Below are 13,959 nucleotides of genomic sequence, written 5' to 3' on the forward strand. Positions count from 1 at the left end.
AAACATACTTTAAGTTAAGGTAGGAAAATTTCATGTCTGACGTGCTTGAATATAGTCTTGATGGTGTTGAGCAACGCCCATTAAGGCAGTTTACCGAAGAAGCTTATTTAAATTATTCCATGTATGTCATTATGGACCGTGCTTTACCTCATATTGGTGACGGTTTAAAACCAGTTCAACGTCGTATTGTTTATGCGATGTCTGAGTTAGGACTTTCAGCATTAGCGAAATACAAAAAATCAGCAAGAACGGTGGGGGATGTTCTCGGTAAGTTTCACCCTCATGGTGATTATGCATGTTATGAAGCTATGGTATTAATGGCTCAACCGTTCTCTTACCGATACCCATTAGTGGATGGTCAAGGTAACTGGGGCGCACCTGACGATCCTAAATCATTTGCGGCGATGCGCTATACTGAAGCTCGATTATCTCGTTTTAGTGAAGTATTACTTTCTGAGTTAGGTCAAGGTACGGTTGATTGGATACCTAACTTTGATGGGACCATGAAAGAGCCTAAAACTCTACCTGCAAAACTACCCCATATACTACTTAATGGTATTACTGGAATTGCTGTGGGTATGGCAACAGATATTCCACCTCATAATGTCAGGGAAGTTGCTAATGCTTGTATTCATTTAATTGAGTCACCCAAAGCAGAGATGGCTGAGTTACTAGAATTTGTTAAAGGCCCTGACTATCCAACAGATGCTGAAATAATCACACCTAAAGCTGAAGTTGAAAAAATATATCAAACAGGACGTGGCAGCATAAAAATGCGTGCTGTATATGAAATAGAGCACGGTGAAGTAGTTATAACATCATTACCTCATCAAGCATCAGGCGGTAAAATTCTTGAGCAAATAGCCGCTCAAATGACCGCTAAAAAGCTACCCATGGTTGTTGATTTACGTGATGAATCTGATCATGAAAACCCGACTCGTTTAGTCATTGTACCTCGTTCAAATCGTGTTGATATTGAACAGCTAATGCAGCATTTGTTCGCGACATCTGATCTAGAGAAAAGCTATCGCGTCAATATGAATATGATTGGTTTAAATAATAAACCCGCGGTTAAAGATTTACGCAGTATTTTATTAGAATGGTTGGAGTTTAGACGTGAAACCGTTCGTCGACGTTTACAATACCGTTTAGACAAAGTGCTGGCTAGGCTACATATCCTTGATGGTTTATTGGTTGCTTATTTAAATATCGATGAAGTGATTGAAATTATCAGAACGTTTGACGACCCTAAAGCTGAATTAATGTCACGCTTTGAGTTGTCGGAGCGACAAGCTGAATCCATTTTAGAAATTAAGCTGCGTCAATTAGCAAAACTTGAAGAAATAAAAATACGTGCAGAGCAAGATGAATTAAATAAAGAGCGTGATTATTTAGAAAAAACGCTTGGCTCTAAAGCGAGAATGAATACCTTAATTAAAAAAGAAATAATTGAAGCGGCTGAAAAATATGGCGATGAGCGCCGTTCTATTCTAGTCGAACGTACAGAGGCTAAAGCGTTATCAGAAAAAGACTTAGTACCTAGCGAACCTGTAACCGTTGTAGTTTCTGAAAAAGGGTGGGCTCGTTGTGCTAAAGGGCATGATATAGAGCCTGAATCATTAAGTTATAAAGCGGGTGACGAGTATTTATGCTCTGCAAAAGGTCGTAGTAATCGCCCTGTAGTGTTTATTGACTCAACGGGACGAGCTTATACTACAGATGCTCATAGCCTTCCAACAGCGCGTAGTCAAGGGGAGCCATTAACTGGACGTTTTAGTTTAGCCAGTGGAGCTAACTTTGAGCATACTATCATGGCAGAAGATGATTATATTTATTTGCTAAGTAGTGACGCAGGTTATGGCTTCGTTGGACAATTTTCAGAAATGGTAAGCCGTAATAAGAACGGTAAAGCATTAATAAGCTTACCAGCGAATGCTAAAGTTATGTTGCCAATGCGTATTAAGAATATTGATACAGCACTAGTATTGTCGATTACAACGGAAGGAAGAATGTTAGTGTTTCCAGTTAAGGACTTACCAGTACTTAGTAAAGGTAAAGGTAATAAAATTATTAATATTTCATCGGCCAGAGCTAAAGCTAGAGAAGAGTATGTAACATTACTTGAAGTAATTGATCCTGAAGATGCTGTTACGCTTCATGCTGGTAAGCGTAAACTTACTCTAAAAGCTAGTGATATAGAACACTATCGTGGAGAAAGAGGCCGTAGAGGTAATAAATTACCACGAGGTTTACAACGTGTTGATCGCTTAGAAATTGAGTCACCAGCTACTAATGAGCCTGATGGCGTCACAGATACTCCTATTGAATAAGGGAACATTTGTAGCGAATTAATTCTGAATCATTAATAAAACAACCGCTTAATAGCGGTTGTTTTATTTTAGTCGTATAATTTTTCTTGAATAAGCCATTACAATTGCTAACTCAATTGTTTAATAAGCGTTGCAAGTTGAGTAATTTTTTGATTATTTAACTGTCGATAATCAAAATATGGACAAATGATAATATTGAGGGATTTATTTATAGCAAAGTAGGGCGTTAACCAATCACACTTTTCTGCTACTCCTAGCTTTGCAGCATAGCCTTTTCCCATAATTATTGTTAACTCGTTAGGTTTTTGTTGTAGTAATGGGGCAGAAAAAACCAAACATTGATCACTGCTTTTTTGAAGTAATGACAAATCTCGTAATTGTTGCCAGCTTTCATATGATTGGGGAGAAAGTTCAAATATTAACTTTGCATAAACATTAAATATTTTACGCCAATGGTTACCCGTTTCCTTTGCTATAGTGGCTATATCATTTTTCTCTAGTGGTAAACAGTAATTGAGTGACTGATAGGGTTCAAGTGGTGGTTGGTTTTCAATATAAACTTTAATTTTAGCGTTACTGTTACCTAAAGCTATCATTTTTGTCCTAGTTGGCAATAAAAAACCCAGCATATACTGGGTTTTTAAGTATTAATAATTGTATTTTTAGTTAACTTTTTCTGTTTTTGTTAGCTTAAAAATCCTCTAGCATATAATCTAGTGAATCTTCGTAGGCTTTAAGTTCCCTTTCTAGTTGAAACTTTTCCTTCAGTTGTTCTATCTCACGCCACTTACGTTTTTTATTGTTAGTTGAACCTGTTTTGGCTGGTGTTCCCAAAGAGTTCAATAATTCATCTATTTTATCCATGGTATGCTCCTTTGTTTACAACTGCTTCTTTTAAATATCATATTACTGAGCAAAATAGAACAATTTTATGAACATTTTTTGACAAAAAGATTAAAAAATGTTGGAGCACATCATGGTTAAAATTAATATTTAGGGAATTACAATAATTCTCCTAATTGCTGTTCAAGCTTAACTTGATCTATAGCAAAGTTTCGAATGCCTTCTGCAAGTTTTTCAGTTGCCATAGCGTCTTCATTCATTGCCCATCTAAAGTCTGCTTCATCAAGTTTAGGAGTAGCTGCTAACTCTGACTGTTCCGGTGTTAGTTTACGTACAACCTCCTCATTACTGCTGGCTAATTCATCAAGTAATTGAGGACTTATTGTTAGTCTGTCACAACCTGCGAGCTCTAGAATTTCTTCTTTATTACGGAAACTAGCCCCCATAACCACTGTATTATAGTTTTTCGCTTTATAGTAATTATAAATTTTACTAACTGACACTACACCAGGGTCTTCGGCTGCTGGGTAGCTGTCTCTGCCGGTATCTTTTTTATACCAATCAAGAATACGACCGACAAACGGTGAAATTAAATATACGCCAGCCTCAGCGCATGCTTGGGCTTGTGCAAAGCTAAATAGTAGGGTTAGGTTACAATTAATCCCTTCTTTTTCTAATTGTTCAGCGGCCTTTATGCCTTCCCAAGTAGAAGCTAGTTTAATTAAAATGCGATCATTACTGATGCCTGCTTCGTGGTACATTGCGATTAGCTTATGAGCTTTGGCAACAGATGCTTGAGTATTAAAAGATAAGCGTGCGTCAACTTCCGTAGAAATTCTGCCGGGTACGGTTTTTAAAATTTCCAAGCCTATTAAAACTGATAGCTTGTCAGCAGCATCAACCACTTGTTGATCAGGATTATTTGATTGTGCTTTTGCCCAGTCAACGGCTTGGCTTAATAGTGCTTGATAACCTGATAAAGAAGCTGCTTTTAAAAGTAATGAAGGGTTTGTTGTAGCATCTTCAGGGTGGAATTTTGCGATTGCTTCGATATCGCCAGTATCAGCAACTACTGTTGTCATTTTTTTTAGTTGTTCAAGTTGATTAGCCATAAATTTGCCTTGTATCTTGGTAATATGAAAATGTTAATGAATAAATATGACAAGGTAAATAATGCCGATATTTGATCTAAGTATTAGGTAATACTAACTGAGACGTTAGTCGTCTTATATAGTATAAATCTATTTGTATCAAAATAAATGATTTAAGCAAGTACTAGTATTACTTTTAATTAGCTTGAATTATTTTTTTATATAACAATCTAAAATAAAATAACCCTATGTTATAGTATATTTTTTAATTATTAAGCCTCGGAAAAGAAAATGCTGCTTGTTGTTTCTCCTGCAAAAAACCTAGATTATGAATCCCCACTTGCTACTGATAAATATTCACAGCCTGAATTATTAGATGAAAGCCAAATACTGATAGATAGGTGTGTGCAATTATCACCTGCTGATATTAGTTCATTAATGGGAGTAAGTGACAAGTTAGCGGGATTAAATGCTGCACGCTTCGGAGAATGGTCTCAGCCTTTTACCCCAGATAATGCGAGAGCTGCTGTTTTAGCTTTTAATGGCGATGTTTATACAGGACTAGATGCTAAAACATTAAGTGATGATGATTTTGATTTTGCTCAACAACATATGCGAATTTTGTCAGGGCTATATGGTTTATTAAAACCTTTAGATTTAATGCAAGCTTATCGTTTAGAAATGGGGTCTAAATTAAATAACGTGCGTGGTACGAATTTGTATCAATTTTGGGGCAATATTATCACAGACAAGTTGAATCAAGCCTTAATTGATCAAGGCGATAAGGTGTTAGTGAATTTAGCTTCTAATGAATACTTTAAAGCGGTAAAGAAAAAAGAGTTGAACGCTGAAGTAATTACTCCCGCATTTAAAGATTGGAAAAACGGTCAGTATAAAATGATCAGCTTCTTTGCTAAAAAAGCGAGAGGCTTAATGGCGCGTTATATTATTGAAAATAAATTAACGGATATAGAACAATTAAAAAGTTTTGATAGTGCTGGCTATCAATACAACGCTGATTTAAGCGAAGGGAATAATTGGGTATTTACGCGTAGGGAAGAGAATTAATTTTTTGATCTAATACCTATATATGAGATTTTATTTACCATTGATTGGCGATATGTAGGCATAGGATATTTAGCGTTTTTATATTTTTACAATAAGTTTCAGGTGATTAAAATATATGGATCAACAGTCCTATTTAACTCAATTGGATATGCTATTTACGCAATACTTTAAGTCGATATTAACAAAAACGCCTGATAATGAACTTAAATATCGTATTCAGGGGTTTATTCAAGCGGGCGAAACCTTATCGATCATAAGTAGAAATCAATCGACTCAAATCATGGAAGATGCTCACCTTCAAGTTTTTGGCGAAAGCATTGATGAACGAAAGAGTAAAAAAAGGGCATTTAAAGAAGCACTCAAAGCTAGAGATGAGAGCTATTTTGAAATGCCTGCTTACGAAAGACTAAATGATTAACGGGAAACCTTAATACTTCGCTGATTGAAGATTTACTCATAATTTCAATGAGTAGCGATTTATTAAGTTTATTATTGAAGTGTTAACACTATAGATGTAGCTATACATAATGGGGAAGTGCCATACGTCAGTTGTTCGCTAATTCACAATGTTTAATGTCTTTTACTTTATAGGTTGCATTATTTTGAAGACAAAAAAACCGCAATAAAGCGGTTTTAATCATAAATTAAAAGCAATTTATGGCCAAATCTAAAAGTTACTAGGTATAACGATTAAACTAAAACGGTCTTTATTTTGCGGGGGAGGCAGTCGAACAGGGGAGTTAAGTTTTTGATATTAAGTTGTTTGTTTTGGTTTGTTTTTTATCGTTGTTACTACTGGTGTTACTAAAATAAAAAGTCACTTTTCAAAATTTTCTTTATGAAAGTTTGATAAATACTAGCTCTACTTATTTCAATAAAGCATAACTTTTTACTTTTGTAAGATATGCTCAGACAGATAAGTAGCTAGATTGCGATGCCCTAATACAACACCTTTTTCTAAATAAAATGATTACGGTTTAGAAAGTAAGATAGCTATTCATCATATTATGCAGGAATGCTCTATATATTACATATAAAGCTTGAGATTTTTGAATGTTCATTATTCAAATGGAATGCGAGAATTGAAGTTATAGATTTAACAAGCAAGTCTTTTTTAATTATGAAAATTAAATATTTTATTTTTTGCACATAATATCTTTAAATTCTGCGCACTACGCAATTTCTGCGCACTGCGCAATTTTAAAAACCTCTTAATTATTAATGTATTAACTTGTTTTTTATACGTTTATCTTAATGTGTGCGCAATTTTAAAACGTTATTAAAACTAGAAACATCAACATCTTACTCATAACTCAATTGACAAATAGAAGTAAAAACTGCACTTTATACTTCATCAGGGACAATGCCGTACTAACAAGACTAAATTATGGATAAAAAGAAACTTTCTGAAACCGATATCATCACTAAATTCATCATGCCTGCGGTTAAAAGTGCTGGCTGGAATTTAATGACTCAAATACGCCAAGAAGTTAAGTTACGTGATGGTAAAGTGATTGTCCGTGGTCAGCTTGGTGTGCGCAAAACCGTTAAGTCTGCTGACATTGTTCTCTACCATAAACCTAATATTCCGTTAGCGGTTATTGAAGCAAAAGCTAATAAGCATGAAATAGGCAAGGGCATTCAACAAGGGCTTGATTACGCACGTTTATTAGAAGTTCCGTTCATCTTTGCCTCAAATGGCGATGGTTTCATTTTTCACGATAAAACTAATCTGAACCAGCTTGAAACCGAAATATCTTTAGAAGACTTCCCAACACCTGATCAGCTTTGGCAAAAGTATTGTGCTTATCGTGGATTTAAACCCGAACAAATACCGTTAATTACTCAAAGTTACCATGATGATGGCAGTGGTAAAGCACCACGTTATTATCAGCTACAAGCCATTAATAAAACCATTGAAGCGGTATCTCAGGGTAAAAACCGTATGTTGCTTGTTATGGCAACAGGTACCGGTAAAACCTATACGGCTTTCCAAATCATTTGGCGTTTATGGAAATCTCGCCAGAAAAAACGCATCTTATTTTTAGCAGACCGAAACGTGCTCGTTGATCAAACTCGTATTAACGACTTTCAGCCTTTTGGCCAAGCTATGACTAAAATTTCAGGGCGTAAAGTTGACCCAGCTTATGAAATTCACCTGGCATTATACCAAGCATTAACAGGCCCAGAAGAAAGTCAAAAAGCTTATAAACAAGTAGAGCCTGATTTTTTTGATCTGATTATTATTGACGAATGTCATCGTGGTAGTGCCGCAGAAGATAGTGCATGGCGTGAAATTCTCGAATACTTCAGTGCCGCTACACAAATCGGTTTAACAGCAACCCCCAAAGAAACAGAAGAAGTCTCAAACATCGACTACTTTGGCGAGCCTGTTTATACCTACTCATTAAAAGAAGGTATTGAAGATGGCTTTTTATCTCCTTATAAAGTAGTGCGTGTTGATCTTGATATCGACCTACAAGGTTGGCGACCAGAAAAAGGTCAGATAGATGACAACGGCGAAGAAATAGAAGATCGTATTTACAACATCAAAGACTTTGATCGCACTATCGTCATTAAAAATCGTACTGAATTAGTGGCACAAACCATTACCAGTTATTTACAACGTACCGACCCCATGGCAAAAACCATCGTCTTTTGTAACGATATTGACCATGCTGAACGTATGCGTCGTGCCCTTGTTAATTTAAACCCTGAACAAGTGGCAAAAAACGACAAATATGTGATGAAAATTACCGGTGATGATGAAATAGGCAAAGCCCAACTTGATAACTTTATTAACCCGAAAAAAGCTTACCCAGTGATTGCCACCACCTCAGAGTTAATGACCACAGGTGTCGATGCTAAAACCTGTAAGTTAGTGGTGCTTGATCAAAACATACAATCAATGACTAAGTTCAAGCAAATTATTGGTCGTGGCACACGTATAGACGATAAATACGGTAAGCTATGGTTTACCATTCTCGACTTTAAAAAAGCCACAGAGCTGTTTGCCGATGAACGTTTTGATGGTGTGCCGGAAAAAGTATTAGTCACCAAACCAGAAGATATCATTGAAGATGAAGACGATAGCTTTATTGATGATATCAATGGTGAAGAAGAAAATGAAACAGAAGCTCAAACGATAGCTGAGCCGCACCCAGATTTCACAAGTGATACTCAAACAGAAGAAACATCTGGCAACGCTGAAATAGACAGCGATTGGGGCGAAGATGAAGAAGAAAAGCGCTTCATCAAATTCCAAGTATCAGGTATATCCGTAAAAAAAATGGCAGAGCGTGTTCAGTATTACGATAGTGACGGTAAGTTAGTGACCGAATCATTTAAAGATTACACCCGCAAAACCATACAAAAGCAATTTACCTCGCTTGATGACTTTACCCGTAAATGGAACGAAGCAGATCGCAAACAAAGCATTATTGATGAACTCGCCAATGAAGGGGTTATTTGGCAAGCTCTGGAAGATGATATCAGTAAAGATTTAGATCCCTTTGACCTAATTTGTCATGTTGCTTTCGACCAACCACCCTTAACGCGTAAAGAACGTGCAAATAACGTGAAAAAGCGTAACTACTTCACTAAATACTCAGAGCAAGCGCAAACGGTGTTAAGTAACTTGCTTGATAAATATGCTGATGCTGGCGTGAGTGAAATTGAAAGTATTCATGTGCTTAAAGTTCAACCATTTAATCAAATGGGCAAGCCAATGGAAATAGCAAAGAAAGCCTTTGGTGGCAGAAAAGAGTATGATCAAGCCATTACCGAATTAGAAGCTGAGTTGTATCACGACGGTTCTCGTTCAGCTTAATTCTCACAATATTTTATCGGATAATACTAAGAAAATATGACGTGATTAGTCGTGATGATAAAATTCTTTTGAATACATAAATAATTAAATAAGAGAACGAGCAAAGTGAGTTTTTATAAAAAGAATGCAAGTAAATACGCAAGGGAGAAGACTAAAGTGCTATCCCTAGAAAGCGAAAATCCCCGAGGTATTCCCCGAGGATATAGCGCCGACCGAGCATTCCCAGTCCACTTATAAGTAAAGTGTAAGAACTCACCTCACATTTGTAAAGTATTAAACAAGATAAATTTAAAATAAGAGAAAAATATGTCAATTAGCTCAGTAATAAAATCCATTCAAGACATTATGCGTAAAGACGCCGGTGTAGACGGTGACGCCCAACGACTAGGGCAAATGTCATGGTTACTCTTTTTGAAAATATTTGACGCGCAAGAAGAAGAACTCGAATTTGAATTAGACGACTACCAAGAGCCAATTCCAAGCGAATACTTATGGCGAAATTGGGCTGCCGATGACGAAGGCATAACCGGTGACGAGTTACTTGAATTTGTTAACGACAAACTTTTTGTAGATTTAAAAAACCTTACCGCACCTATCAACCTTAACCCGCGTGGTTATGTGGTGCGTGAAGCCTTTAGTGATGCCTTTAACTACATGAAAAACGGTACGCTACTGCGCCAAGTCATTAACAAGCTCAACGAAATAGATTTTACAGACTCAAAAGAACGTCATCTTTTTGGTGATTTATACGAGCAAATATTAAAAGATTTACAAAGCGCAGGTAACGCTGGTGAGTTTTATACCCCAAGAGCCATTACCCGTTTTATTGTTGACCGTATCGACCCGCAATTGGGCGAAAGCATTATGGACCCAGCATGTGGTACGGGCGGTTTCTTAGCCTGTGCGTTTGATCATGTTAAAGAAAAATACGTGAAAACAGCGGAAGATCACCAAACCTTACAAAAGCAAATTCACGGTGTTGAGAAAAAACAATTACCGCACTTACTCTGTACCACCAATATGCTATTGCATGGCATTGAAGTACCGGTACAAGTTAAACATGGCAACACTCTTAATAAACCACTTTCAAGTTGGGACGATGAAATAGACGTTATTGTTACCAACCCACCATTTGGTGGCACCGAAGAAGACGGTATTGAAAAGAACTTTCCTGCCGACACCCGAACCCGTGAAACTGCCGACTTGTTTTTACAGCTGATTATTGAAGTGCTTGCTTCACCAAGCGGAACAGGTGATAACGCCAAAGCTGGCGGTCGTGCTGCCGTAGTATTACCCGACGGTACCTTATTTGGTGAAGGTGTTAAAACCAAAATCAAAAAGCTACTCACAGAAGAGTGTAATTTACACACTATTGTAAGATTACCGAACGGCGTGTTTAACCCGTACACAGGCATTAAAACCAATATCTTGTTTTTTACTAAAGGTCAGCCAACTGAAAAAGTATGGTTTTATGAGCACCCTTATCCAGCAGGTGTTAAAAATTACAACAAAACCAAGCCAATGAAGTTTGAAGAATTTCAAACAGAAATACAGTGGTGGGGTAATGAAGAAGACGGCTTTGCATCGCGCATAGAAACCGAACAAGCATGGCAAGTCAGCATAGACGAGATTATTGCGCGTAACTTCAACCTTGATATTAAAAACCCACACATTGAAGAAACCGTGAGTCATGATCCGCAAGAGCTATTAGCCGATTACGCCAAACAACAAGCGGATATTCAAGCACTGCGTGACCAGCTTAAAAGCATTTTGTCTAACGCATTGTCACCTGAAAGTAGTGAGGTGAAGTAATGGCATCTAATCGTCATTCCCGAGCAGGCGGTAATTTAGTTTCAGCATTAAACACTGATAACTTAATTACTGACAACTTAATTACAGACAACATTGATGTCTGGACGAGTGCGATCAAAAAGCGCAATTCACAAGGGCGTGGCAGTAATAGTAAGGTTGAACTAGTTGGCATTAAAAAACTACGAGAACTGATTTTAGAATTAGCCGTGCGTGGCAAGTTAGTGCCACAAGACTCCAATGATGAACCTGCTAGGGTGTTGCTTGAAAAAATAGCAGCAGAAAAAGCACAACTGGTTGCCGATAAGAAAATAAAAAAACAAAAGCCTTTACCTGAAATAACCGATGAAGACCAACCTTTTGAGCTTCCTAAAGGTTGGTCTTGGTGTCACTTACAAGATATCTCAATCTATATTCAACGCGGTAAAGGTCCTAAATATGATGAAAGTGGTAAAGTTAAAGTTATTTCTCAAAAATGTATTCAATGGTCAGGATTCGATCTAGAACCAGCAAGGTTTGTAAATAATGAGAGTTTAAGTAAATATCAGGAAGAACGATTTTTGCAGCCAATGGATTTATTGTGGAATTCAACCGGAACAGGTACAGCAGGTAGAATTAATTTACTTGAATATGTGGAAAATAAAACTCTTGTAGCTGATTCTCATGTCACAGTTATCCGTACAATATTGATTAATGCAGCTTTTATTAAAAATTATATATCAGCCCCAGGTATTCAATATCGTATTGAACCAGGACGTGAAAACTCGCTTGTTTCAGGTACCACGAACCAGGTGGAATTAAATACTAGTGCAGTTACAAGTATTGAAGTGCCGATTCCACCTCTAACCGAACAACACCGCATCGTCGCTAAAGTCGATGAATTGATGGCATTGTGTGATCAGTTAGAGCAACAAACTGAACAAAACCTAACATCACATCAAACCTTAGTGGAAGAATTGTTAAAAACATTAACCCAAAGTGTTAATGCAGATGACTTGACCGCCATGGATGGTGGAAATATCAGCTCTAATGAAGATAGGGCAGGAGCAAATTCCTTTCAACAAAGCTGGTTGCGCATCGCCGACCACTTTGATCTGTTATTCACCACCGAAGACAGCATAGAGCAACTAAAACAAACCATCTTACAACTGGCAGTCATGGGCAAACTCGTGCCACAAAACCCCAGCGACGAACCTGCAAGTAAACTACTTGAAAAAATCGCCGGAGAAAAAGCTCAACTGATCAAAGATAAAAAAATCAAAAAACAAAAGCCATTACCAGCCATCACAGATGAAGAAAAACCGTTCGAATTACCGAGTGGCTGGGAATGGTGTAATTTAGGCTTTATAACTGTAATACGTGGTGGTAAACGATTGCCAAAAGGGCAGCAGTTAACTACAAATAAAACCCCTTATATTTACATTCGTGTTACGGATATGAGAGACGGCAGCATAAGAGAAGATGATCTACATTATGTTTCTGGAGACGTTCAATCAAAAATTAGTAATTACATAATAACTAAAGATGATATTTACATGACGATAGTTGGTGCAACTATCGGCAAATGTGGTCTAGTCCCGCTTAGATTTGATGGTATGAATTTAACAGAGAATGCTGCGCGTATAACACCTTTTTACGGTATTGATCGTACATATTTATTCAAGTGTCTTGATAGCAAGTTCGCTCAAGAACAGTTTTTTGATAAGACTAAACAAGTCGGCGTTCAAAAGATGGCTTTGAACAGATTATCTAGTACAAAAATTCCATTACCACCACTAGCTGAACAACACCGCATCGTCGCTAAAGTCGATGAACTGATGGCGTTATGTGACCAACTCAAAACCCGACTAGCTGATGCCCAAACCACACAACTCCACCTTGCCGATGCTGTGGTTGAAAACGCATTAAGTGAGTAGTAATAATGCGCTATATTGTATTAATCGCTAATACACAGGAATACGATTTATGAAGCAAGATCTAACCTCATCGCTTGTAGCACGTCAGAATGTACTGAATAACCAATATGCGCTAGAAAAATTAGAAGAACACCTTGAATTGGGTGGGCTTGTGCATAATGGTGAAATTATTTTCACAAAATCGCAAGTGGCGGAAATATTGGCGATAGATGAACGCACTGTTGATCGGTATTTAGTGAAAGAAAGTGGTGAATTAAAGTCTAATGGTTATAAAGTGATAAAGGGTAAGCCACTGAAAGAATTGAAATTAAACTATGTCGACGACATGAATGTCGTCGACATACTTGATCCTAAATCACCTAGTTTAGGCGTGTTTAATTTTAGAGCCTTATTAAATATTGCCATGTTGGTTACCGAAAGTGAGCGAGCAAAGTCAATACGCAGTAGATTACTTGATATTGTTTTAGATGTGGTTGCCGAAAAAACAGGGGGGCAAACACGTTTTATTAATCAGCGAGATGCTGATTATTTACCTACAGCTTATCTGGAAGAGAGTTACCGTAAGCAATTTACTAATGCCTTAAGAGATTATTTAGATTTGGGACCTTATAAGTATGGTGTTTATACAGACAAATTATATCAGGCAATATTTTTAGAAAACTCTGCAGAATACAAAAAAGTATTGAGCCTTGCAGACAAAGATAAAACGCGTGAAACCATGTATGTAGAGGTTCTTAAAGTTATTGCTAGTTTTGAGCATGGTTTAGCTGAAGATATGAAAGTTTTTTTTAATAAACACGGGCGTAAATTAACACCTGCTGAATTAGATTTGTTAATTATAGAAGCGAAAGAGTCACCGTATTTAAAGCCAAGTATTGAAGATGCAAGAATACGTATGGCAAGCCGAGATCTTGGATTTAGGGCAGCGTTACACCAAAAACTTGAAGGTTATGTTCAAGCAGTACCACAAGGTGATTTTGATAAGTTTTTGGGTGATAAAAGTCGCTCATTGGAAGACCAATTATCAGACACTCGTACATTAGATGTGTTGAAAAGACTCAAGGATAGATAAT

General features: G+C 37.1%; 10 protein-coding genes. 7 read left to right on the top strand and 3 right to left on the bottom strand.

The window, feature by feature from the left end; translation table 11 throughout:
* Nucleotides 1-32 precede the first annotated feature (32 nt).
* The gene (gene parC, locus IE155_RS05735; protein WP_189377217.1) at nt 33-2,330 is read left to right on the top strand and encodes a DNA topoisomerase IV subunit A; all 2,298 of its coding nucleotides are present in this window, start codon (nt 33-35) and stop codon (nt 2,328-2,330) included.
* Between the two features lie 107 nt (nt 2,331-2,437).
* On the opposite strand, the gene IE155_RS05740 is transcribed toward parC, so the two are convergent.
* From IE155_RS05740 to tal, 3 genes are all read right to left on the bottom strand, one after another.
* The gene (locus tag IE155_RS05740; protein WP_189377218.1) at nt 2,438-2,926 is read right to left on the bottom strand and encodes a DUF6942 family protein; all 489 of its coding nucleotides are present in this window, start codon (nt 2,924-2,926) and stop codon (nt 2,438-2,440) included.
* 94 nt (nt 2,927-3,020) lie between these two features.
* Entirely contained in the window at nt 3,021-3,194 is a 174-nt protein-coding gene (locus IE155_RS05745) for a DUF3545 family protein (RefSeq protein WP_189377220.1), read from the bottom strand.
* A 137-nt stretch (nt 3,195-3,331) separates the two neighbouring features.
* Nucleotides 3,332-4,285, bottom strand: coding sequence for a transaldolase (gene tal, locus IE155_RS05750; RefSeq protein WP_189377222.1), 954 nt, complete (start codon nt 4,283-4,285; stop codon nt 3,332-3,334).
* A gap of 270 nt (nt 4,286-4,555) precedes the next feature.
* Here tal and yaaA point away from each other — a divergent pair, with 270 nt between their 5' ends.
* The 6 genes from yaaA (at nt 4,556) to IE155_RS05780 (ending at nt 13,958) form a co-directional block, all read left to right on the top strand.
* A complete protein-coding gene (gene yaaA / locus IE155_RS05755; protein ID WP_189377223.1) occupies nt 4,556-5,332 on the top strand; it encodes a peroxide stress protein YaaA in 777 nt (258 codons plus the stop codon).
* A gap of 115 nt (nt 5,333-5,447) precedes the next feature.
* Complete coding sequence (locus IE155_RS05760; RefSeq protein ID WP_189377225.1) at nt 5,448-5,750, top strand: hypothetical protein; 303 nt, start codon at nt 5,448-5,450, stop codon at nt 5,748-5,750.
* Between the two features lie 969 nt (nt 5,751-6,719).
* The gene (hsdR, locus tag IE155_RS05765; protein WP_189377227.1) at nt 6,720-9,161 is read left to right on the top strand and encodes an EcoAI/FtnUII family type I restriction enzme subunit R; all 2,442 of its coding nucleotides are present in this window, start codon (nt 6,720-6,722) and stop codon (nt 9,159-9,161) included.
* A gap of 306 nt (nt 9,162-9,467) precedes the next feature.
* Nucleotides 9,468-10,973 (top strand): N-6 DNA methylase, encoded by a 1,506-nt coding sequence (locus IE155_RS05770; protein WP_189377228.1) that lies wholly within the window; start codon nt 9,468-9,470, stop codon nt 10,971-10,973.
* The gene (locus IE155_RS05775; RefSeq protein WP_189377229.1) at nt 10,973-12,886 is read left to right on the top strand and encodes a restriction endonuclease subunit S; all 1,914 of its coding nucleotides are present in this window, start codon (nt 10,973-10,975) and stop codon (nt 12,884-12,886) included. The genes IE155_RS05770 and IE155_RS05775 overlap by 1 nt, the downstream gene beginning before the upstream one ends.
* Nucleotides 12,887-12,935: 49 nt before the next feature.
* Entirely contained in the window at nt 12,936-13,958 is a 1,023-nt protein-coding gene (locus IE155_RS05780) for a DNA-binding protein (protein ID WP_189377230.1), read from the top strand.
* Nucleotide 13,959: the final 1 nt, after the last annotated feature.

The organism is Thalassotalea profundi, from assembly GCF_014653195.1.
Classification (GTDB): domain Bacteria; phylum Pseudomonadota; class Gammaproteobacteria; order Enterobacterales; family Alteromonadaceae; genus Thalassotalea_B; species Thalassotalea_B profundi.

Bases quoted from the DNA above. Each gene is read 5' to 3' on its own strand.
- parC (WP_189377217.1), top strand. From the start codon at position 33: ATGTCTGACGTGCTTGAATATAGTCTTGATGGTGTTGAGCAACGCCCA.
- IE155_RS05740 (WP_189377218.1), bottom strand. From the start codon at position 2,926: ATGATAGCTTTAGGTAACAGTAACGCTAAAATTAAAGTTTATATTGAA.
- IE155_RS05745 (WP_189377220.1), bottom strand. From the start codon at position 3,194: ATGGATAAAATAGATGAATTATTGAACTCTTTGGGAACACCAGCCAAA.
- tal (WP_189377222.1), bottom strand. From the start codon at position 4,285: ATGGCTAATCAACTTGAACAACTAAAAAAAATGACAACAGTAGTTGCT.
- yaaA (WP_189377223.1), top strand. From the start codon at position 4,556: ATGCTGCTTGTTGTTTCTCCTGCAAAAAACCTAGATTATGAATCCCCA.
- IE155_RS05760 (WP_189377225.1), top strand. From the start codon at position 5,448: ATGGATCAACAGTCCTATTTAACTCAATTGGATATGCTATTTACGCAA.
- hsdR (WP_189377227.1), top strand. From the start codon at position 6,720: ATGGATAAAAAGAAACTTTCTGAAACCGATATCATCACTAAATTCATC.
- IE155_RS05770 (WP_189377228.1), top strand. From the start codon at position 9,468: ATGTCAATTAGCTCAGTAATAAAATCCATTCAAGACATTATGCGTAAA.
- IE155_RS05775 (WP_189377229.1), top strand. From the start codon at position 10,973: ATGGCATCTAATCGTCATTCCCGAGCAGGCGGTAATTTAGTTTCAGCA.
- IE155_RS05780 (WP_189377230.1), top strand. From the start codon at position 12,936: ATGAAGCAAGATCTAACCTCATCGCTTGTAGCACGTCAGAATGTACTG.